The 22,244-nt window shown below is 46.5% G+C and carries 16 protein-coding genes; 10 read left to right on the top strand and 6 right to left on the bottom strand.

Going from position 1 to position 22,244, the window contains the following annotated elements; all coding sequences use genetic code 11:
* Positions 1–218 precede the first annotated feature (218 nt).
* On the top strand, positions 219–1,943 hold the full coding sequence (locus DFR28_RS08565) for a hybrid sensor histidine kinase/response regulator (RefSeq protein WP_113953918.1): 1,725 nt from the start codon (positions 219–221) through the stop codon (positions 1,941–1,943).
* 1 nt (position 1,944) lies between these two features.
* Here the strand turns inward: DFR28_RS08565 and DFR28_RS08560 are convergent, their stop codons facing one another.
* Positions 1,945–2,634 (bottom strand): response regulator, encoded by a 690-nt coding sequence (locus DFR28_RS08560; protein ID WP_113953917.1) that lies wholly within the window; start codon positions 2,632–2,634, stop codon positions 1,945–1,947.
* Between the two features lie 253 nt (positions 2,635–2,887).
* A complete protein-coding gene (locus DFR28_RS08555; protein WP_113953916.1) occupies positions 2,888–3,619 on the bottom strand; it encodes an SDR family oxidoreductase in 732 nt (243 codons plus the stop codon).
* Positions 3,620–3,697: 78 nt separating this feature from the next.
* Here DFR28_RS08555 and DFR28_RS08550 point away from each other — a divergent pair, with 78 nt between their 5' ends.
* Entirely contained in the window at positions 3,698–4,225 is a 528-nt protein-coding gene (locus tag DFR28_RS08550; protein ID WP_113953915.1) for a Crp/Fnr family transcriptional regulator, read from the top strand.
* 104 nt (positions 4,226–4,329) lie between these two features.
* Here the strand turns inward: DFR28_RS08550 and DFR28_RS08545 are convergent, their stop codons facing one another.
* From DFR28_RS08545 to DFR28_RS08535, 3 genes are all read right to left on the bottom strand, one after another.
* Positions 4,330–6,750: a TonB-dependent receptor gene (locus tag DFR28_RS08545; protein WP_113953914.1), complete on the bottom strand. Its 2,421-nt coding sequence runs from the start codon at positions 6,748–6,750 to the stop codon at positions 4,330–4,332.
* A gap of 59 nt (positions 6,751–6,809) precedes the next feature.
* A complete protein-coding gene (locus DFR28_RS08540) occupies positions 6,810–8,558 on the bottom strand; it encodes an energy transducer TonB (protein WP_113953913.1) in 1,749 nt (582 codons plus the stop codon).
* A 431-nt stretch (positions 8,559–8,989) separates the two neighbouring features.
* Positions 8,990–9,538 carry a hypothetical protein gene (locus DFR28_RS08535; protein ID WP_113953912.1) on the bottom strand — a complete coding sequence of 183 codons (549 nt, stop codon included), beginning with the start codon at positions 9,536–9,538 and terminating at the stop codon, positions 8,990–8,992.
* Positions 9,539–10,013: 475 nt separating this feature from the next.
* Between DFR28_RS08535 and DFR28_RS08530 the strand changes: the two genes are divergently transcribed.
* Both DFR28_RS08530 and DFR28_RS08525 read left to right on the top strand, forming a co-directional pair.
* Positions 10,014–11,582: a two-component system sensor histidine kinase NtrB gene (locus DFR28_RS08530; protein ID WP_113953911.1), complete on the top strand. Its 1,569-nt coding sequence runs from the start codon at positions 10,014–10,016 to the stop codon at positions 11,580–11,582.
* A complete protein-coding gene (locus DFR28_RS08525) occupies positions 11,579–12,223 on the top strand; it encodes a response regulator transcription factor (protein WP_113953910.1) in 645 nt (214 codons plus the stop codon). The genes DFR28_RS08530 and DFR28_RS08525 overlap by 4 nt, the downstream gene beginning before the upstream one ends.
* Positions 12,224–12,330: 107 nt before the next feature.
* Here DFR28_RS08525 and DFR28_RS08520 read toward each other — a convergent pair whose 3' ends face one another.
* Positions 12,331–14,313, bottom strand: coding sequence for an acyltransferase family protein (locus tag DFR28_RS08520; protein WP_113953909.1), 1,983 nt, complete (start codon positions 14,311–14,313; stop codon positions 12,331–12,333).
* 250 nt (positions 14,314–14,563) lie between these two features.
* On the opposite strand from DFR28_RS08520, the gene DFR28_RS08515 reads away from it, so the two are divergent.
* From DFR28_RS08515 to DFR28_RS08490, 6 genes are all read left to right on the top strand, one after another.
* Positions 14,564–15,352, top strand: coding sequence for an SDR family oxidoreductase (locus tag DFR28_RS08515; RefSeq protein WP_113953908.1), 789 nt, complete (start codon positions 14,564–14,566; stop codon positions 15,350–15,352).
* A gap of 506 nt (positions 15,353–15,858) precedes the next feature.
* Complete coding sequence (locus tag DFR28_RS08510) at positions 15,859–17,211, top strand: hypothetical protein (protein ID WP_113953907.1); 1,353 nt, start codon at positions 15,859–15,861, stop codon at positions 17,209–17,211.
* Between the two features lie 189 nt (positions 17,212–17,400).
* Positions 17,401–17,904 (top strand): cytochrome b, encoded by a 504-nt coding sequence (locus DFR28_RS08505; protein ID WP_113953906.1) that lies wholly within the window; start codon positions 17,401–17,403, stop codon positions 17,902–17,904.
* 78 nt (positions 17,905–17,982) lie between these two features.
* A complete protein-coding gene (locus tag DFR28_RS08500; protein WP_170132032.1) occupies positions 17,983–18,396 on the top strand; it encodes a DUF2946 family protein in 414 nt (137 codons plus the stop codon).
* A gap of 90 nt (positions 18,397–18,486) precedes the next feature.
* Positions 18,487–20,604, top strand: a complete 2,118-nt coding sequence (locus tag DFR28_RS08495; RefSeq protein WP_113953904.1) for a TonB-dependent receptor family protein — start codon at positions 18,487–18,489, stop codon at positions 20,602–20,604.
* A 10-nt stretch (positions 20,605–20,614) separates the two neighbouring features.
* On the top strand, positions 20,615–22,129 hold the full coding sequence (locus DFR28_RS08490) for a PepSY-associated TM helix domain-containing protein (protein ID WP_113953903.1): 1,515 nt from the start codon (positions 20,615–20,617) through the stop codon (positions 22,127–22,129).
* Positions 22,130–22,244: the final 115 nt, after the last annotated feature.

Below are 22,244 nucleotides of genomic sequence, written 5' to 3'. Positions count from 1 at the left end.
GGTACTTAAGTACGATTCGACAGCAGGATCAAAAGCTAGCGCTCCGTAGCATGTCGCATACTGACTTGAATTGAGCTCCTGTTTCTGTCTGTATTACTGAGTTGTATCACTGAGCTAAACGTCAAGTGCTACAATCTTATGTATTCGACACACCCATGGTGTCGGTCCAGTACCTTTAGACTCACTCTGCAGGCTTAAAACCTCGATATCACTCGCTGATGACGCTTACTGAATTTCAGTTATACGAACAAACAAACGCTTTATATAAACAGCTGCCCGCCGTAATTATGGGCACCGCTGGTGTGTATGTGCTGACCCTAGGAATGTTGTGGTCAACGTCGGATCGCACTTACTTGCTCATCTGGGTTGTCGCGGCATATAGTATCTTGTTATTGCGTTGGTTAAGTGTCCTAAAATTTCATTCAGCGGCGCATGACCCATCGTCTACTCAGTATTGGTTCGACCAAGTTGTGATTTGGGCGACGCTGACAGGCATAGTGTGGGGTCTCGTTCCGTTGCTGTTTATTAAAGCCGATGAACCTGTCTTAACCTTGATGATTACCTGTGCGTTTGCAGGTTACATGGCCGCTAGCGTATCGTCGATGGCGCTGTCATTTCGCGTTTTCTTGTCATTTTCGGTGCCAATGTCGGTGTTGTTTTTTTTAGGGTGTTTACTCCGTGGTGGCAGTTTACTGTATGCCATTGCCGGCATGATCTTTCTGTTTTTGTTTATCCTTGTTTCGTTTGCAAAAAATGCCCACAGCGTGTTTCAAGAACGTTCTACGTTATCTTATGAGAACAAGTCATTAGTAGACCAGCTTACTGAGCAAAAAGAAGCGGCGGAAAATGCGGTGTTTGCTAAAGATCGTTTTTTAGCCGCCGCTAGTCATGACTTGCGGCAACCACTGCATGCTTCGGGTATGTTTGTAGATGCACTCAATCATTTGAATTTGGGTAAAGATGCAGAAGCTATTCTTGAAAAACTGACGCTGTCGACAAGCTCGTTAAACAAGTTGTTGCATGAGTTGCTGGATATCTCCCGCCTTGATGCTAACGTGGTTGAATATCTACCTAAGGGTTTTAACCTCTCGAAGTTGCTGGAGCGAATTTATCAGGAATACCGAGATGGTCACGCTGGGTCTAACATTGAGCTGGTGCTGTCGGTTGAGCCCAGTTTGTTTAGCTACAGCGACCCGATGTTGTTGGAGCGGGTCATCAGAAACTTAGTTGAAAATGCATTGAAGTTTACCGATCACGGCTCGGTCACGTTGTCAGCCGCACGAAACGATGATGAGACCATTGATGTTAAGGTTGTCGATACTGGCATAGGTATTCCTGATGCGGAACATTCTGTTATATTTTTAGAGTTTACCCAATTGAATAATCCTGAACGCGACCGGCAAAAAGGTCTAGGACTGGGCTTAACCATTGTGAAACGACTCTGCAGTTTGATGAGCATACCGCTAAGTTTAGAGTCGAGTCCCAACGTGGGTACGACCCTAACGCTCCGACTGACCAGTAGTGATCCAGTCGATACCATCGAAACGACAGACATGTTGAGTCTGAGCTTAGTTGATCGAGTCATCTTGGTGATAGACGATGAACTTGATATTCGTGATGGAATGACTCGTATTTTGGAGCAGTCTGGTGCTCAGGTAGTGGCCGCCGCTGACTGTCTTGATGCGATACGCGGCTTGCATGATAAAGATTTGATACCCGAATTAATCGTCGCTGATTTTCGCTTGCGCGGCGACATTAATGGTATTGATGCGATTAAACAAATTCGCGATGAGTTTAATATCGAGATCAAGGCGATGTTAATCACCGGAGATACCTCACCGGATCGCTTGTTGCTGGCTCAAGCCGGAAAGCTCAGAATTGAACACAAGCCCATAGCCGCCGCAAAGTTATTAGACATAATTGCCTCTGAACTAGTTAAGTAGATCAACCGTCGATCAATTTTGATTCAAGACCGACCTTCACGCAGGCGGTTCGGTTGCTTACGCCAAACGCCTTGAACAAGGTTGAAACATGGGATTTGACCGTCGACTCACTGACGCCCAAGATATCAGCAATATCAGAATTAGATAGCCCCGTTTGTATTAGCTTTAACACATCCAGTTGACGTTCTCGGAGCTGCGGGTAGTCCGATTCAGCGCTGATTCTCATACCAGTTTCGGCATTGCGCGCGATCTGTTGTTGGCTCATGGTTTTAACCTGCAGTAACTCCGCCAAGTGATCAGGTAGATAGCGCTCGCCCGACAATACTCGTTTAACTCCCTCCAGCATCTGAGCCGCTGATAACTCTTTTGGTATAAAGCCGCGCGCCCCACATTGCAGTACCTTCTTGATCTCAGTGCGATTTTCCACTGCTGAGACCACCACCACCGGCACCGTTACTCTTCGATTGGACAGTGATTGGAGAAAGCTCAATCCATCCATCGCGGGCATATTTAGATCGACGAGGATCAAACTCTGCTGCTTAAGCATGACCAAGTCCGATAATGCAGACCGCACGCTGTATAGAGTTGTTATGTTCACCGTGTTACTCAACCGAGATAAAATCAGCCCCAGTCCATCGGCTACTAGGCGATGGTCATCAATTATTAAGATGTTTATGGCTTTGTTTGTCATAGATTTCGAGCTCGGAAATCACGCCGGCGTGACGTTAAGATGCTTGTTCTCTCTACTTTGCGACAATACTAAGCCGATTACAATAGTACTTTAGGGCAACGCGTTATCCGATTTAATTGATCCGTGATGGGGCGGTACTACTCGCTTATTTGCCACACACCGACACCTCCGATGCTTCTTTGACTGTTCATTTTTGCTTAAGAGGCTATTGCTTGATCGATTGTGCGGTGGGCTGATGATGCTCAATTAGTGATTAACTATTACGCATGATTTTGCGCGCAAGACTCGGCGCAAAGCGGACCATTAGGCGTAGCAGTTTTGCTTTTCCAACGTCGTTAATAATGCGCTTGTTACGAAGTCCGTCAATAATTTCATTTGCCACTGAGCTGGCCGCGCGCTTGTTGCTTCCACGACCTTTTGTCATGTTGGTATCGACTAATGGAAGGAATGCTTGTTGGACTGAAATATTAGTCTCCGCGAGTTGGTACTGAAGCGACTGTGAAAACAGATTGAGTGCGCCTTTAGTTGCACAGTAAATGGCCGAAGAGCGTTTTGGCGACAGCGCTAAGCCGGTGTTTATATTTAGAATCACCGACTCAGTGTCGCCTTGCAGGAGTGGCAACATGCGGTAGCTCAGCTGACAAACTGCGGTGAAATTGATATCGATTTCGCGTTGGATGTCGGCATAGTTAAATGCCTCGGACAGCAGTTCAGGGGTATTTTGTATAGCTGCATTGTTGATCAGCACATCAAGCTGGTCGTAGTTACTCACAATTTCGTCCATGGCCGATTTGAGGGCTTGCTGATTAGCAAAGTCGGCTTGAAATATGCGTACTGGATATGTTGTTGCTGGGACTTCTTCGGCTAGTTCTGCGCTACGTGAAATTACAATCACTTGGTTTTGTGCACATAGCTGTCGCACCATTTCTAGACCAATGCCAGACGTGCCTCCGGTAATTAGGATTCGCTTATTGACAAGATTCATTTTGTTAGCCCATTTGTTTAATCAGGCTGCCACTTTATGAGTAAACTTGAGTCCGCGAATTAACCCAAGTTAAAAGTCATGAATTTCTCTCAACTATTAAGTCAACGCGGGCAGTTAGTCAGAGCAAAAAAGGGCGAGCATATTTATCGGCAAGGGGACGTTGATCGACATGTCTACTTGCTGCAAAGCGGATTGGTTAAAGCGTATTACCTAAGCAGCGACGGCAAGGAGCACGTTAAGTCTTTGTTACTGTCTGGGGCGTTCATTGGCAGCCTTACCGCCTGCCATAGTAAGCAACAATGCTCGTTTAGTTTGATTTGTCTGGAGAATAGTGAATTGTATAAATTGTCTTTCGATGATCTTAGATCCTTATCGCGAGAAAACATGGAGGCATCACAATTCTTGATTGATAGTTTGCTCGAATTATCGATGAAGAAAGAGCGTCGTGAGTATGAGTTTCTGTGTTTATCGGCCGAACAGCGATATCGTTTGCTGCGTGAGCGGGAGCCCGAGTTAATAGGTCGAGTTACGCAAAATGATATTGCCCGATATTTGGGCATCACGCCGGTTGCCTTGAGTAGAATTAAAGCCAGACTTCCTTGCTGACTAGTTAAGCCTTTATAAAGCGCAACTAAGACGAGCACACGCAGTGTCTGCAGGGGCGGCAGGTTTCACTGAGTGTGCTCGTTAAAGCTTAGACTAACTAATGACTAGAAGTCCTTACGAATTGAAACACCAAAGGTGCGTGGCTCGCGTGCATAGGCGTTCAATTTACCCGTTTGTAGTGGCACATCGAAATACGTACCTAAGTAGTCTTCATCGAGTGCGTTGCGAACCCAGAAAGACCATTCAGTACTGCCTTCGCTAAAGAACATGCCGGCCCGTAAATTAAGCAAGCCGTATCCACTTTGTTCTTTAAGTGGGTCAAGGTCGCCATCTTCAAACACACTTGAACGATGGAAATAGTCAGCATGTAGATATGCGTCATTTTGACCAATAGTAAACTGCTTGTTAACCGCCAGCATGAACACTTCTTCTGGATTAAAGTTCAATGGATCTCCTGATCGGTCGCAAACGCCGTTCACTTCAGTTGGGTCATTTTGACCTAGCTGAAACGGGGTCGCGGTCCAACAAGTCGAGCCAGGGAACGAAGTAAACTCGCCGTCATTAAGAACTACTGCGCCGCTGATTGATAGTGAATCCGTTGGGTACCACAAAACTTCGAGCTCACCGCCTCGAGTCTCAACTTCACCGGCATTAATCAGGTTGAACCCGTTGCCTGCAAAGGCGATAGACTGAAAGTCTTCAGTGGTTGTGTTATGCAAACTTAGATTGACGCGCAAACCTTGGCTTGGGAAGTCTTTCTTTACCCCAATTTCTAATGATTTTGATGTTTCAGCACCGAACACAGTACTAAATTGAGGTGCAATTCGGTCGGTGTTTGTACCACCAGACTTGAAGCCAGTGCCGTACGAAACATAAAACATTGTTTGCTTATTTGGCGTGTACGCTAGCTTTGCTGTGCCGGTAAGTTGGGAATCATCCAAGCTGGCTTCGACATTGTCGCGGGCGCTAACTACGGTCAATGGCCCACCTAATGTGTAACCCCAACCTGGAAACGCCAAACCAACAATGCTCCGTGGGTCGCCACTTGCGATCGCCCCTAGGTCAACCGCAGGTCCCGTATCGCCTTGAGTAAACACGCCGTTCATTTCTTTTTGTTCATCAGTGTAGCGAAGACCCGCTGACAACATCACGTTGTCGGTCGCGCGAAAATCGATTTGACCAAAAATCGCGGTTGATTGGTGATCTTGTACAAAGCTGTCTCGTGAACCCGATCCAGCCGGAGTAATGTCTGCTACTGGAATACCAGCGGCAGTTGCGGCGCCAATTAGTTGACCAATCGATGGGTCTTGAGCTAGAAAAGGGCTAAACGCTGATCCAACGTTGAATTGCGCTCCGCTTTTTATCTCTTGCTCGAAATAGTAAGCCCCAACCACGTATTCAAAGATTTCGCTTTTGTTGGTGAATCGTAGCTCTTGGCTAAAGGCACTTGTTTCTGAATCTTCGACACGAGTGAACAGGTCAACATTGCTGAAGTCCGCATCCACAGAAGTGAATTGATCAAAGCTTCTGACCGCAGTAATCGATGTTAATTGACGGCTATCTTCGTCGCCAAAATTTAGCTCCAGAGATACGCCAGAATCTTCATTTTTAGAGATAGGGAGGCTGTTCAAAGCGGAGACGTCGTCAAATACCTGATCTTCAGAGATGATATTGCCACCGAAGGCTGTGAGGAGTGCGTCACTACCTAGTTGACCATCTGCGCCAACAAAATTGTTGCGGACTGTTACGCCAGCACAACAGATTTCATCAATTTCAGAGTAATCTGCAATCAAGCGTGCGGAAAAAGTTTCTGAAGGCGTGTACAAAAACTGTAGTCGACCACCGAAGCGATTACGATCGTTCAATACATCTTCACCAAAATTCTCATCGCTTACATGACCGTCGCGTTGTGAAGTAAAGCCTGTTACTCGAACCGCCAATACATCATCAATAAGAGAACCACCGCCAGCGGCACTGGCTGACAATAGACCGAAATTACCAGCGGAAAGGCTAACGTTGCCGCCAGCTTCGTGGCTTGGGGCATTAGTCTTAATTTGTACTGCGCCGGAAGGCGTGTTTCGACCAAACAATGTTCCCTGCGGGCCTCGCAGCACTTCGATTGCTTCGATATCGATCAGTTCGTTAATTACCGAACTTTGACGGGCACGATAAACGCCATCTACATAAAGGCCAACAGATGATTCCAAACCAAAATTTTGCGCACTTGTACCGACTCCGCGGATGCTAAAACTGGTGGTTGATGCTGACTGGGTATTGCCTACGATTAATGCTGGCGCGCTCGTTTGCAAATCAAGCACATCTGTCACGCCGAGTTCACGTAACTGTTGACCAGAGAATTTAGTGACGGCGACTGGAACACGTTGTGCGTTTTGCACACGCTTCTGGGCGGTAACCAAAACTTCCTCAAGTTTATCGTTTTTTTGATCCTCAGCATTGGCTTGCGACGACAAGGTCAAAGCCAGAATAGCGGCGGTTATAGCCTTATATTTTTGATTGTGTTTCATAATATTCTCTCTCACTCGTGTTATTTTCGTGTTTTCTGCTTTTCAACGGCGTTATGAAATTAACGTCCTATTGAAAAATTAAATCGAATGGCAGTTCCGTCAGATGTAACGGCTTCACCGGTTGCGGTATTTCTAGCAGGAGAAAAACGTGAGCGCTTGATCGCGTCGATTCCTGCCTTATCAAATATCTTTTTGGGTTGCGCATTGACGACCTTGATGTTGATTGGTTGCCCAGTCTCATCAACCTGATAGTCGAGCTCTACCCAACCTTCAATATCCATGTTGAATGCGCGTCGTGGATAGTCCGGTTGTGCCTTGTTCAATATCTCCGACGGCGTGATCGCGGCGACACTGGTTGGATTATTAGCACTCTTAGCGACATTGCTGAGTTGAGTGCCTTTGGCTGGCTCTGTTTTAGCTGCGGCGGTTTCGGGTGTCGGTTGCTCCACAACAGGGGCTGGCGCCGCTGGGCGTCTAGCCTCAACTAATGATGCGGTTAATTCCGAAAGCGCAGAATTTGTGTGATCTAGCTTTCTAAGAAAACTGATGTCACTTGCTGCATTGCCGGTATTTGAATCACGTAGAGACTGCTGAGCGCGTGCAACCAGCCGTGTTTCTAAATCGGTTTTCAGGGATGTGAATATCGTTTGGCGAACAGTTTTTTCGCGTGCAGCTGATAACAATAGTTGATAGGCATTGTTGGACTGCGGCGGCGTCAAACGACCTGACTTAATGGCCGCACTGATTTCATTTGCTGCCCGTTTTTCAATGTCCGCTTTGGCCGCCGCTGCTTGCTGTTTGGTGCGAGCTGGCTCAGCTTGTTTTTGCGTCTCGGCCGGTTTTGCCTCTATTTCAGGCGCTTCGTCCTCAGTAGCCGTTTGAGTCAGTAGGTCAGAGTCCGTTGTTGCTTCAATAAGCTTAGCCTGAAGATCATTATTAGAATTATTAAATGGCTCAGCTTCTACAAGCATTGCAACAATAGTTTCGGCTCGGTCAAATTCACCTTGCTCGATTAATGACGGAAATGAAGCGCGAAGCTGCTCAAGAATCTGCCACTTCATTGTGTAGGCTTGTTCATCGTAGTCATCAAGTTCTAGTATTTTTTGATAATAGTAGAAGGCGTTGTCACGGGTTGGGCGTATCAATCGGCCAGCGCTGTATGCTTCTGATGCCAACACTTTTAGTTGTCGGATTTCAGTTTGAGTCTGATTGTTGGTACTTAGTGCTGGGACGCTTGCTTGGTTTGGACTTCGCTGTGTTGCGCTGTCACTGCCGGCGGTTACCGGCGTTTCAACCGCTTGGCGGCCTGACAATAGGAGTGCTGAAACTAAACCAATAGCACATACTCCACCAGCTACTATGCTGTAGCGTTTTATATTTGATTGCCTTTGAATCTTGGCCTGACCATCGTTCAAGATGCCCGCAGCGGAAATCGCCATCAAAAGCTGATTGGTCGCCTTGGGCTTACTCACGGATTTTGTAACCATCGATGCTATGCGTTCGGTCTTAAGTGCCTTACTCAAAGGCTCTTTCTCGCCAATCAATATTAACGATAGGTCCGGACAAGCCTGCCTAAGTTGCAAAATATCGATTGCCGCAATGTTTAAGTCATTGCCAACTAAATCGAGATCGTAAATAACCGCGGTTAGTTCGTTACTAACAAGGTCAGCATTTAGTGCCGATTCGACTTTAACCTCGAGATTGTTACTAGCAACGCCTTGGTCGCCGATTGTTTTGAGGTTTATGTCCTCAATGAGTGCATCGTCTCGAGAGAAAAGAATGACTCTTCGACTATTCTGTTGATTCATGTGGGTTTGGGTTTAGCTATGGTTGTTAAGTTGAGCGTAAATAAAAAACAATGATCCACGATAAGGTTGGGAAGCGCGTATTGATAAACAACCGGGTGGATGACGGTTGCTATATGTCAATTACGCGCTTCCCTCAAGCGGAGCTATAAACTAGCCCCTAAGGGGGGATACATTTCTTGCCGGATTAGCGTGTGGGTTCTGAAATAGATGCCCAATCATCTAACGGCTATACGTGTCTTAGTTAAACCATAATTAGTGGAGGTTCGTTGCCAAAACTACTAATCGCTCTACATAAGCATCATGGTTTAGGTCTATCCGTATGAATACGACACTTGGTTATTCTGCTAGAGAACCATGTTCTCATCTTCTTAGGTGATATTTAGCGTTGTTTGCTAAGCCATCAAATTATTTCGCCGAGCTGTGCACTGTAACTATGCTGCGCTTGCGCCAAGACCGAGCCACTTTAGTACCGTTTGTTTTGGTGTTGAGCTTGCTGCGCCGGTTTTTTTGCTTACCGTTGCATTCACGACCATGTCAAGCTGACTGCCAGTAAACGGCTTGGCTATCACACGATTAACCAGTGGCTTCAGTTTTGTCGATTGCATTACTCGAACTAAGTCTTCACGTGAGCCGATCAAAATAAGTGGCAGGTTTTGCGATGTAAGCTTTAAGTGTGCTACATCTTCAATTACTTGTTCCAAGTTTCCTGCAACGAGATCTAGGTCATAAATAACCACATCGGTAGCTTTCAGCTGATGCGCGTAGGTCGCCGAGGGGCTGACAAGGTAAATGGGCGCTAATTCTGTTGAGCTGCCTACGTTAATCGATTTGCCTTCGATGCAAACCAAGTCGTTTAGTTTTTTGTCGGTGGTATAGATTGTTGCAATTGCTGGTGACTCGATCATGGTTTTTCCCTTGGTTGTTGCATTAATTAGCCTAGAAAGTTGAATCGACATTAATTGTTCTTTATCAACAATCATTATCGTTAGCTAGTAACGTCAAAAAGGTAGCTTATATTCAGCAGAACCATTTCGACCTGCGATGCAGTCTATAGGGCACACATTTGTGAAGAAATACGTAGAACTACGACTTTTATCATTAATCGCATTAATGTGACAGATTTTGACATTTATTCGCAATAAATGCGGGAAAAAACGGTCATTTGTCCAAGGCAACCGGTTGTTATTCTCCAAAAAGCCCACAAAATGAAAATTCTAGGCTATGAGAATTGTGTGAAATACGGGAATTTTCAGCATTTTACAGTCCTTTAAATTAATTGCGTTTATACTGATTTTTGCTTTCATATAATCGGGATTTTGGCTTTGACCGCAATAAATAAACGACACGCAAAACTCACTAAGGCGAGTCTTAGATCAAGCAAGTATTGTGTGAGTCGTGTCTTTTTCACTTCGACTGCAGTAGGTAGTTTTAGCCTTCGTTGCGACAAGGTCACCGATGAATAGTCAAAACAATTCGTTTTGGAATACATTTGTTCCTTCTGGAGAGAATTATCTCTGGCGCTCAGACATACTCTGGCTCAATGTGATTGCAGATGGGGTCATTGCGCTGGCCTTGTTGTTTATCGCATTCACTTTTTATACGGTGGTACGTAAACAACCACAATCGCCATATCGCGCGCGGCTAACCCTGTTTCTATGGTTTACATTGGTTGCCAGTGTGACCCATATGGTTGCTGTTTGGACCGTTTGGCATGGTGATTACGGCGTACAAGGGCTCAGCAAGAGCATCGCTGCCATCATTGCAATTGCGACAGCGGTAGCCGTTGGTGCGCGAATGCCGGTTATGATGTCGGGTAAAAGAGTTAGAGAGCTAGAAACTTTAAATCAGAAGTTACAGTTTCAAATTGAAGCGCAAGAGGTTGCCACCGACAATCTAATTAATGCCGAACAACAAATGCGGCAGTTTCTTCAGCAAGCGCCTGATGGTCTATTGATTGTTGAGCCATCTGGTCGCATCGAGTATACCAACGATATGCTAAATGCCATGTTTGGGCGTCCTCCCGGAGATCTCAACAATCAGAGTATCTTAGAGATACTGCCCGAGCGTTCGCGAGGCTTGATCAGCCCGTTTCATAACGATTTGTATTCCACTGAGTTAGCGCACTCCGAACAAGGCGGCGCAGAGTTTATTGGAATGCGTAAAGACGGAACTGAATTCCCCGTTGAAATTCGACTCCGGCCAATCTATAGCCGTGAAAGGGGCAGCAGGCTGACGGTGCTTGCAACCCTCCGAGATTTAACTGATCGCAAAGAAACCGAAGAAAGCACGCGTAAGAATTTGGAAGAATTAGCGCATGTCTCACGGCTTAATACCGTTGGCCAGATGGCGGCGGGGCTCGCGCACGAATTGAATCAACCGCTAACCGCAATCACCAGCAACTTGCACACTGCCATGTCGATTCAGCGGAGTAAGAAAAAACCAGACCCGATTTTAATGGAGATGATGGAGGAAAATTATAACTCCGCGCTTCGTGCTGGCCAAATCATTAAAAGTTTGCGACGTTTAGTGCGAAAAAAGGAAGGTGAAAAGTATCCAACCAATATTAATGACTTGATTACGTTATCGCAGAATTTTATTGGTGCGGAAGCAAAAGCGGCTGGAGTTGAGATTGTTTCACTTCTTGATGAATTATTGCCACGTACCTTAACGGATGCGGTTCAGCTCCAGCAGGTCATGGTGAACTTGATGCGTAATGCGATCGAGGAGCTCTCACACAGTGGCAAAGATAATCCGGTCATAAGCATTGGCACATCGATCGATTCACATGGGCTGATCTGTGTGTCGGTGGCTGATAATGGACCAGGTATGACGGAAGCAGTTAGAGAAAGCTTATTTCAACCCTATATCACTAGCAAGGATGGCGGCATGGGCTTGGGTTTGCCAATTTGCCGAACCATTGTGGAGTCGCATGGTGGTGAATTATGGCTTGATAGTAATTACGTTGAAGGCAGTCGTTTCTTATTTACGATTGCTATTACCACAACGCCTGAGGAGGCCTCATGACACAGACCAATGCAATCCACCCTAATACTATTTTTATAGTTGATGACGATGAGGCGGTACGCAAGTCACTGTCGCGGTCGTTGCAACATCATGGCTATAGTGTTGAGAGCTTCGAGTCTGGTGGTGTGTTTTTAGAGGCGCTAGAGGCAGAACAATACGGCTGTATTCTGCTCGATATAGCCATGCCGGGCTTATCTGGATTCGAGGTGCAATCGGAACTTGCTAACCGTAGTTGCTTAATCCCGATTATCTTTATGACCGGACACGGTGATGTGCCAACCTCGGTTAGGGCTATCAGGAATGGCGCTATTGAATTTCTGGAAAAGCCATACTCAATGGATGTGCTATTTGAAAGAATAGACGAAGCGTTAAGAATGGAAGCATTGCGCCGTGCGGGCGATCAGGCTAATGCTGAGGTGCTTGAGCAATTCGAAACGCTCACTAAACGTGAAAAAGAGGTCATGGCCAGTTTAGTCTCTGGTCATGCCGATAAATCCAACAAAGAGGTGGCTCAGATCATTGGCATTAGCCATCGTACCGTTGAAGAATATCGCTCGAGAATTTTTCAAAAGATGGATGCCGCGTCTATAACTCACTTGGTGGCAAAAGCCAAAATTTGTGGTTTGAACGGATATCAATAGTCGCCCACATTTCGTCTTGGTGATGCTCGGTATAATCGGAATCTGGTATTCAAGTTGATTAGCACGAGCTAATTCAGGCGCTGTTTTCAAGTAGGCAGTTAAGCACGCTATTGTTTGCGCTCTAATAAATGCTTGAACCAGTCGGTAGTATGGATGTTTTGCGCCAACAATTTAGCACCATTTTCGCTTAAGTGGCTCTCGTCGAAGATAATCGCATAGCCGTCTTTGGTGACGCGCTGACAACCTTGCTCATTGCAAAAGCCATCGAGTAAGTCGAAGTAGATATAGTCGTTCGCTTGGCTTTTTAGCACGTCATTGATTTCGACCGTTTTAGGATGCGGCAGCGTCCTGAGTGTGTGTACCTGCGGTGAAAAAGCATGCTTGCTCAGAAATACGATGCCATTGTCGCGTTGTACTTTTAAGCCGAGCACCATCACTTTAGCGTCGCTTAGTGTCTTGAGGTGCGCCACGGTACCCGGAATGGATTCGGCCTTATTAAAGTTCCATAGGTGGCTAGCTAACACAATGGTGTCGGCGTTCTCGAGAAGTGCTGTTTTGGCTAGTACTCTGTCATGTTCACGCTGGCATTTTGTGGCGGCTCCACGGTAAATTCTGAGATACTGATTATCAGTGAAGCCAAACAAAGTTTTGCAATTATGGCTAATCATAATCGTCGCCATATCCAACTGTTCGCTCGCATTGGCTGCGACCAACACATTAACTAAGTTTGCCGCCATGCTGTCGCCAATAATTAGAACTTTGGGCTTGTCGTTGTTTTGGAAACCAGCCTCTAGTCGTTTTATATCGGCCCAGAAGAATTCTGTGTAGTCGCCTTTTTGATAACTAAGTTGGGCGACAACGTCTGGCGGGTAACGCCATAACCAGCCGTGTGAGCTGATTGCGTTTGCACTGATGGCGATAGTGATCAGAGTGGCACAAGCGGACCCAATGAGAAACCGTCGGTTGGGCGAAGCGGCGGTGGCTTTTTTTCCTGTGCTTGCCTTTTCAATGCTTTCTTTTTCTATATTTGGTTTTCTGAATGGTTGCTCGATAAAGCGGTACATGAGGCTTGCTACGATTAACGAAATCACAGTTAGCAGCACAATTTCGCTGAACCAAAATGCTCGCCCGATCGAGTACTTATAGAATACGATCAAGGGCCAGTGAATAAGGTATAGCGAATAACTAATGAGTCCAAGGCGAACCATAAGTCGATTGGATACCAGCCAGCTCAGGCGATGACCGCCGCCGCTGAATATCATAAGAGCAGCACCAATAGTGGGGATTAACGCTGCGGTCGAGGGGAAATTGATTTCACTATCGAGCGCAAAAATTGATAGTAGAATCATGCTCAAGCCTGCTGCAAACGCACACTCAGCTAGCCACTGCCGCTTGGGTTGAGCAAGCCAAACTAAGATCGCCCCAATCGAGAACTCGAATACGCGGAATGGCAGCCAGTAAAAGGCGGTAGACGCGACATTATTCGATATCGGGTCATTCTGTGTAGCGATCCAAGGCATGATGATCGAATCATCAGAAAATGCCTCAAGGTTCAGTAGCAGACTGGCGACCCCTACCAACACAATAAAGGCGGGTATCAGTGGTTTCTTGTTTAGCGCGAACAAGCCTACTAAGGTGGCGGGCCAAAGTAGGTAAAATTGTTCTTCAACAGACAGCGACCAGGTGTGCAGTAACGGTTTGACTGAGCTGTCTGAATTGAAATAGTCGCTAATGCTCCAAAAAAATATATTACTAACACTAAAAAACGCGGTGATCAGTGATTGTGCAAACTCAACTAAGTAGGAGGGCGAAAACAGCAAATAGGCTAACACTAGGCACAATAAAAATATTGAGAATAGGGCGGGGAATAGCCTGCGAACACGGCGAATATAGAAACGCTTGAAGCTAAACTGCCCGGTTTCTGACAGCTCGGAGTAAATCAGCTTAGTGATCAGGTAGCCACTGATTACAAAGAATATATCGACACCGACAAAACCGCCGGGTAGCAGCGATTCTTGAAGGTGGAATAACACTACGCTCGCGACCGCAATCGCACGTAGCCCATCGATGTCGGGACGATATTTAAGCATGTTCTAATTGAGTGTGTCTAAACACGTGGCGGCATGAATACAACGCATAGGATAGCGTAAAAGGGTGCTGGTCTAAACGCAATGTGTTGGCAAATTAATGGGGCAGTTTACGCCGCCTCTGTTGCATCTCATGAAAACCCTACAGTAGCTTTTGTAAGCCGTCGGGTTTGCGCTTTGACGGTGGGCTGTCAATGCATTCCGAGGTAGGCTAAGATTCTTGATCTAATTATTCTCAAATAACAATAATCTTATGGACACTTCAAAACTTTTTTCACTCGAAGGCAAAATAGCCTTAGTCACCGGCGGTTCGCGTGGCATTGGTAAAATGATCGCTGAAGGGTTTATTGCCCAGGGTGCGACGGTGTATATATCTTCGCGCAAGGCCGACATATGTAATGCGGTAGCGGCTGAACTTGGGCCGAAATGTATCTCATTGCCGCAAGATATTAGTTCGGTCGAGGGCTGTAAAACCTTGGCGTCGCGGTTTGCTGAGCTGGAATCCAGACTCGATATATTGGTCAACAATGCAGGCGCCGCTTGGGGTATGCCGTTTGAGGAGTTTTCCGAAGTGGGTTGGGACAAAGTGATGGACCTTAACTTGAAGTCACCGTTCTTCTTATTGCAAGCATTGCATAAGCTGTTAGTTGCTGGAGGTAGCGCGAATCAGCCTGCTAAAGTGATTAATATTACGTCTATCGATGGTCTGCGTTTAAACCCTTGGGACACCTATAGTTACCATGCGTCAAAATCTGCGCTAATCTATTTAACTAAACGACTAGCTGCACGTTTAGTCGGTGAGCATATAAATGTCACGTCTATTGCGCCCGGAGCGTTTCCCTCGGAAATGAATCGTGCTGCACGAGATCATGCCGATGAAGTAGCCGAAGGCATTCCGTCTAAACGAATTGGGGTTGCTGAAGACATCGCAGGTACGGCGATATATTTGGCTAGCCGAGCAGGTGATTATGTGGTTGGCGACACAATTTCAGTGGATGGTGGTATCGTAAATGCGTCGTTGGGGCAGAGCATTGACGCCTAGTGTCGGAATAGTCTAGCAATAGTGTTTGTAATACGCAGGCGGTTGGTTAAGCCAAGCCAAGCGTTACGGCATTGACAGAGCAACGCAAAGAATCAAGCGTTGCTCTGTTTAGTCTGACCAAGTTTGTTGAGGTCGGGCTGTCAGAAAGAAACCATATTTCCGATGCGAAATCGACTGAGCTAAAGTTGGACAGCAGCGACTTTCATGGCACAGTCTAGGGCAAGTCGGTGTGTCATCGGTGACTCACCAGACGATAAGGGTAGTAGGTTATAGGAGCGGTTATAGGAGCGGTTATAGAAGCCGCAGACGAACAGCGGGTTGTTGATAGATAGCTAGTCAGTACTTGCCATCGAGATACGGAAATCTCCATTTTGTTGACAGTTGATTGACAAATTTGGCACTAAATTCATTTTTCCAAAGACGCACACAGTCTATTTGACAGCGGCTTATCACTGTCATAAAGGCTATCGCGTTTGAACTTATTGCAATTTACAAGGAGAAATAAAATGCACAGAATTTTGAGTTTGAATTTAGAGCTAACTGACTTTGAAAAACGATTGGCAGATCACTTTAGTATAGACGCTGAGCATGGAGAGCTTGATTTGAGTCATTATACGGCTCTCAGTCTCAACGTCAGTGCCGTTGGCGCAAGCGGAATTGAAGGCCATGAGGCGATCCATGCCGCACGGCGACTTGGAATTCCGTTGATACTGGAGGCCGCCGAGGATCCGTCGGTCATGCGTAAGCTTGTTGGTATTGGTATTCCGTCGCAAATCGCGCTTATCCGTTTTGTAACAGACAATCATTCAGTGATTAACACTTATGTGTCAGATGCTGAAAGTCAATCGCGGCATATTGATGCGGCGGCCACACAGCTAGCGTCTCTTGCCGACAGTGCTTGGGAGTTACCCGCATTGGTTGAGAAGCAAAACAGTAAATCAACGAGTATGGCGACCAGTGCTGCAGTATCGAATTCAGACCTGCAGCAGATATCGCATACTTGGCAATGGAACTGCGGCGCAACTAAAACGATTAGCTACCCATTCCATAACAATAACTATCCTGGTGGCTCCCAGGTGGTCAATATTGACACTATCTACAACATCGAACTGTGGGCCTCCCAAGACACCGATGCTAGCGGTGTTTACCCCTATAAATACTTGTATGTGTATCAAACTGGCGCTGGGGCGTATCCGGGTTCGCTAATAGGCGACGATAAGAATACACAGGGCTTTTATCAGGAGCATCTGCAGTTCAACATGTATTGGGCTGATATGCAAAATGCCGCGAATTCAATGCCGTCTCTGGCGTCCAACTTCGCGGTGTATGACTATAACCCGAAGGTGACCAACAGTACTTCATCGGCAACATCCTCGGTCAGTTTTAATGTCGGAGTAAGTGCCAGTCGAGGTGGTCCTGGGGCAGACGCCGGTTTGACGGTTGGAAACTCTTACACGTATAACTTGAGTGATTTTGAGGTTGGAGTGGCACCTTACCAAATAGGTATCACTTGCGGAATGCACTGGGACTACGCGATGTGCAGTGTTGAAGGACACCCATATTCAGAATGGGAAGACCTGGTGAATAACCAAGTGGTCGACAAGGACCTGTATAGCGTACCTGAGTTAGCAAAGAGTTCTTATACCACCAACAGTCAAATCGTGCTGCAGGCGCCCAATACTTATGAAGGCATCGCTAACGTTGTTTTGGATTTCACTGGAGTCTATCAGTATGTCGGCATCGACGCGGTGGGCTTAAAAGATACGCCCTTTCACTTTGAGCAAACTTTCACATATTCGCATTGGGATGAAACGGGTCAAAATATGCAAATCGACTTTGGCATAGTTTCGCCAATTTAGTTTCGCCAATTTAGTTTCACTAATTTAGTTTCACTAATTTAGCGATATGGATTGCGTAATGTTCGGTTGCCTCAACAGGCGTTGGCAAGTTGCGGCAACCATTAGTCTGACAGCGTGCGGCCGAACCGCATAAGGTTTGTCATTTGGCATTGAAATTTAGTACTAGTCAGTCGGAAATGGGTAAGGGTTATGAAGTTTAAGGTTACTGCGCGCGTGCTGCATTGGGTGTCGGCTCTGATTATTATTTGGGCCACGGTCACGGGTTTATATCTGGCGTTTTATAAAGTAGATCCGAATATCAAACATAAAATATTAGACTTTAATGTGTCTATTACATTTGTTTTTATACCGATTTTTGTGTGGCGTGTTTGGCACAGAATCAGGAATGGCGCGCCGCCTTATGCGAGCGCACTTTCGAGCTTAGAGATTCGCGCAGCCAGCTATATGCACAAATTATTATATGTTTTAGTGGCCGGCATTTTAGTAAGCGGTGTGTTGATGATGAATCGGGATTTTCAAGTGTTTGGACTTAGTACGATTCCGCATATTATTTATGACAGAGAAATCACTGCGTTTTTTAGTTTGATACATAATTACTTATCCTATTCTTTAGCAGCGTGCGTCATTGTGCATGTGTTGGCAGCCGTAAAACATGAGTTTTGTGGAACCCGAATTCTGCGCAGAATTGTATAAGGTTTGTTGAACTAGCAGGCATAGCTGGGGATCGGAGCCGTTGCTTTTTCAAGAGTTGCGAATTACACTCCGTGGCAATTGAATCCGTGTCTATACCCGTCAATGACTGCGCGCCGTTTGTTAACCATTAGTCGACTGTTGGTCGCTGTGTTGTTCTGCAACATTGCGTCTTCCGCTGCGTTGGCGTCGATGGACAATGGGGCGCAGGGCAATCAGCAAAAGTACACATGGTTGTGTACGTCTCAAGGTTTAGTCAAAGTCGCATTGGATGGCGCAACGGAATCGTCTTCGACTTCTGAGGTGCGCACTAAACATTGTGTGTATTGCAAATTTATCGATCATCCGGTGAGTTTGGCTGATCCTGGTCTTAACTATCCCCAGCCGAGTGTTGTTATTCAGCAGCACTACCTTGCTCCGGCTACAAAAATGTCGCTTAAACCGATTTTAAGCGAGATATATCTACGCGCTCCGCCGCTGCCAATTCTAGTTTAAAGAAATTGGACTGACATCGAACCTTGCTTCGATGTCGTTTTCATAGTGGCACGCCCAATAAGTCGTGCTGCCAACAGAATTGAGAAAATAATGAATAAATCACTAATTGCGAGTGCTGTTTGCCTCGTACTGCCGGTCGTTGCCGGAGCCAAAGGTCTAGGTCAACAGAACCTAGAAGAAATTGTTGTTACGGCCACAAAGAGCGCCGGTTCACTAACATCGCTTAGCGTTGAGCAAGCTCGCAGCACATTGGAACAGATTCCGGGCGGCATTGGCTTTGTTGAAGTGACAGACTATCAAAATAATTTCACTCAAAGCCTCGGTGATACGCTGGTGTATACACCAGGTGTGTATGCTGATACTTCGGCGCAACGCGAAAATCGCATCTCTATCCGTGGTTCTGGGCTTAATTCAGGCTTCGAACGTCGGGGTATTAGCGTATACCGAGATGGTGTGCCGATTACGCGGGCTAGCGGTATTACCGAGTTTCAAGAGATTGACCCATTGTCGGTAAAGTACATTGAGGTGTTCAAGGGAAGTAATGGTCTACGCTACGGTGCGAATGCTTTAGGCGGAGCGATTAATATAGTGACTCCTACCGGTCGGAATTCGCAAGCGGGCAGTAATCTCCGATTGGAAGCCGGTAGCTTTGGTTCATCACGGGTCAATGTCGCGAGCACTGGTCGAACAGAGTCAATGGACTACTATGCCGCGCTCACTAAGCTGGACAGCGATGGCTTCAGGACGCACAGCGAGGTCGACAGCGTTTATGGTTTTGCCAATCTAGGTTTTGCATTGAGTGATTCAATTGAGAGTCGGTTTTACATTACGTCGCTCAAGGATCAATTCGAGCTGGTTGGTAGCGTGTCACAAGAAGACGCGTTGAATAAGCCTGATTCAGCGGTAGGCGGTAGCTTTGTGCCGGCACAACTTCCGTTTTTAGGTGGCCCTGGTTTATATACAGCAGTGGATGATGATTGGGATCGCAACCTAACGGTTAAACGTTTAGCTAATCGAACCGTTGTTGGTTTTGATAGATGGTCACTCGAGGCCGGCGTTTGGTATGCCGACCGAGCTCTAGACCATGCGATCACGCGTTATGCTGGAATGGTTGTCCAGGATGAAACAGAGCGTGGCGTGAGTCTGCGAGCGAGCAATGAAGCTGAAGTGTTGGACGGTCTCATATGGTCGCTTGGAGCCTCATTCAATCAAGCTGAGAACGATGCTAAAACATTTCGAAATGAATTTGGTGAGCGCGGCGTGCAGTCGTCACAGAATTATCAAGATGCTGAAAATGCCAATATTTTCGGACAATTGTCTTACCCATTAGTGGAGTCATTACGCGTTGTTGTCGGTGCACAATATGTGCGCTCAGTTCGCGAAAATGAGCATTCGCCACTTAATGAATTTGATATTGAAGATGACTCAGGCTCGCTTACCTATGATGAAATTGCGCCGCGCATTGGTCTGCTTTGGAAATGGTCAGATCAGCAACAAGGCTTTATCAATCTAAGTCGCGCGTACGAAGCGCCGGGCATTTCTGATTTGACGTCAGCCGGCGTTCTACCATTTGATCCATTGGCAATTCAGAAGTCCACCACGTTAGAAATTGGTACTCGAGGTCACGCCGACCAGTGGGCCTGGGATCTCGCGATCTATCGCAGCGAACTCGATGACGAATTTATCGATTTTACCGATGGTCGAATTACCAATACGGTCAATTCGAGCAGCGGCACAGTCCATCAAGGTGCTGAAGTCGGTCTAGATTGGTTGCCTAGCTTTGAAGCGCTACGGTCACATGGCTGGCAACTTGCTTGGCGTAATATTGTCACAGTTAATGATTTCAGTTTTGATAACCATTCTCTTTACGGCAATAACACATTGGCCGGTGTGCCGGAATTTAGTTATCTAAGTGATATGTCGATAGCGGGGGAGAACTGGACGGCAGGAATTAGTGTTCGATACGTAAAAGACGGGCCTTATGCGGACTATGCTAATAGCGTGCAAACCGAGGGCTATACATTGCTTGGCTTAAGCGTCGCTTGGCAGTTGAATGATCATATTAGAGTCTTTGCCTCGGGCGAGAATTTGTCGGATCAAGCGTATGTGTCGAATGTGGCGACGGTCGGGATTGCGACGCCAGATGAACAGATATTCACTCCGGGGCAAGGGCGTGCTGCCTACGCCGGCATTAGCATCGATTTCTAGGAGTACTTAAATGCGTAAAGCTTATTTTCGAAAGGCGTCGTTCAAGTGGCACCGCAAGCTGACCTGGATCGGACTGTTTGCAGTACTGATGTTTGCTGTCTCAGCACTAACCCATCCATTGTTGTCATGGACCGGTCCGCAGGCGGCCAATTTTCGACCGCCTAATACGGTTATCAACGCGCAACAAGTTCGCTCGATTGCGACGGTGCTAAAACGTCACAACATCCAGCAAGCATTGGTTGTTAAGCTTGTTCCGAGCGCGCGCGGAGTTGTTTTACAGGTAACCGATTCGGCGACGGCACCACGGCGCTATTTTGATTTAGCGAGCGGCACTGAACTGCCGAACTACGATCAACAACACGCGGCGTGGCTTGCTCAGTATTATGTCGCTGGCGATAGTCCGTTGGCTATTAAAAGCATTCGGTTTCAAACTGAGTTTGATTCTGCCTACCCTTGGGTTAACCGGCTATTACCTGTATATAAAGTTGAATTCTCAGACGCCGCTAATTCCAGTGCTTACATTTACACGGAAATTAACGCGCTAGCTGGCATGGGCAATGATTATAAAACTCAGTTGCAAGCGGTGTTTCGCAACCTACATACCTGGGCTTGGTTAGATCATGTTGATGGCGCGCGAATTATTGTCATGGCGTTGTTGTTGCTAAGCATTTTTGCCTTAAGTGCGGCTGGGGTCGGTTTGTTACTGATGCTGAGAGCACGCAAGAACATGCCTCGTAAAACAAAGCTTCACCGTTTTACTGGTTATGTCGTAGCATTACCGCTTTTGGCTTTTTGTGTTAGCGGTTTTTGGCATTTATTGCACTATGGGTTTAACGAAACCAATCGCGGTCTCAAGCTTGGTGAGCCGATGTTATTAGCTAGCCTAAACGAAAACGTGAGTTTGGCTGACTTACCGGATGTGCCGCTTAATCAGGTATCTGTGGTCTCATATAATGACCAACTTTACTATCGACTCGGCTTTCCGGCTATGGCGCGAGCTAATGTTAAGCCGGCGTCTGTGTCGTCAGGCGGTGAGCACGCACATCACGATATGTCGAGTGATGTGGCAAGTCGCACAGCGCGGTTTAAAGGGCAGCCAACTGAACATGCCGGCCTATACTTTGCGGCAAAAACGGGGCAGCAAAGTGATCTTAATGATGAGCAGTTGGCGCAGGCACTCGCAAGTCAGTACTTGCAGCTTGATAACAGTCAAATCACCAGTTCGACACTAATCACGCGCTTCGGACTGCATTATGATTTTCGCAATAAGCGCTTACCGGTTTGGCAGATTGATGTCGATAGTGATGTCGGCGATAAGGTGTTTATTGATCCGACTACTGGCATGTTGGTTGATCGCCTAGTGAATAAGGATCGATATGAAGCTTACTCATTTGGCTTTTTACACAAGTGGAATTTCCTCACACCATTGATGGGGCGGTTTTGGCGAGACATGCTCGTCGTAGTGATTCTCTCCTTAATCATTTTGCTCAGTTTACTTGGCGTTGCAATGCGACTTAAACGTTAATGCCAAGAGTGATTGCTCGCAGTTCGACCACCTAGCAATATAGCGGGTGGTCGAATTGGCGGTTGCATGTGCACTGCTAAGCACGATGCTTATTACCATCTTAAGTGCTGGAGCC

It is taken from the genome of Arenicella xantha (genome assembly GCF_003315245.1).
Taxonomy (GTDB): Bacteria; Pseudomonadota; Gammaproteobacteria; order Arenicellales; family Arenicellaceae; genus Arenicella; species Arenicella xantha.
Note: the sequence above shows the minus strand (reverse complement) of the source record. Positions and strands in the feature narration are given on the sequence as shown.

Bases quoted from the DNA above. Each gene is read 5' to 3' on its own strand.
- DFR28_RS08565 (WP_113953918.1), top strand. From the start codon at position 219: ATGACGCTTACTGAATTTCAGTTATACGAACAAACAAACGCTTTATAT.
- DFR28_RS08560 (WP_113953917.1), bottom strand. From the start codon at position 2,634: ATGACAAACAAAGCCATAAACATCTTAATAATTGATGACCATCGCCTA.
- DFR28_RS08555 (WP_113953916.1), bottom strand. From the start codon at position 3,619: ATGAATCTTGTCAATAAGCGAATCCTAATTACCGGAGGCACGTCTGGC.
- DFR28_RS08550 (WP_113953915.1), top strand. From the start codon at position 3,698: ATGAATTTCTCTCAACTATTAAGTCAACGCGGGCAGTTAGTCAGAGCA.
- DFR28_RS08545 (WP_113953914.1), bottom strand. From the start codon at position 6,750: ATGAAACACAATCAAAAATATAAGGCTATAACCGCCGCTATTCTGGCT.
- DFR28_RS08540 (WP_113953913.1), bottom strand. From the start codon at position 8,558: ATGAATCAACAGAATAGTCGAAGAGTCATTCTTTTCTCTCGAGACGAT.
- DFR28_RS08535 (WP_113953912.1), bottom strand. From the start codon at position 9,538: ATGATTGTTGATAAAGAACAATTAATGTCGATTCAACTTTCTAGGCTA.
- DFR28_RS08530 (WP_113953911.1), top strand. From the start codon at position 10,014: ATGAATAGTCAAAACAATTCGTTTTGGAATACATTTGTTCCTTCTGGA.
- DFR28_RS08525 (WP_113953910.1), top strand. From the start codon at position 11,579: ATGACACAGACCAATGCAATCCACCCTAATACTATTTTTATAGTTGAT.
- DFR28_RS08520 (WP_113953909.1), bottom strand. From the start codon at position 14,313: ATGCTTAAATATCGTCCCGACATCGATGGGCTACGTGCGATTGCGGTC.
- DFR28_RS08515 (WP_113953908.1), top strand. From the start codon at position 14,564: ATGGACACTTCAAAACTTTTTTCACTCGAAGGCAAAATAGCCTTAGTC.
- DFR28_RS08510 (WP_113953907.1), top strand. From the start codon at position 15,859: ATGCACAGAATTTTGAGTTTGAATTTAGAGCTAACTGACTTTGAAAAA.
- DFR28_RS08505 (WP_113953906.1), top strand. From the start codon at position 17,401: ATGAAGTTTAAGGTTACTGCGCGCGTGCTGCATTGGGTGTCGGCTCTG.
- DFR28_RS08495 (WP_113953904.1), top strand. From the start codon at position 18,487: ATGAATAAATCACTAATTGCGAGTGCTGTTTGCCTCGTACTGCCGGTC.
- DFR28_RS08490 (WP_113953903.1), top strand. From the start codon at position 20,615: ATGCGTAAAGCTTATTTTCGAAAGGCGTCGTTCAAGTGGCACCGCAAG.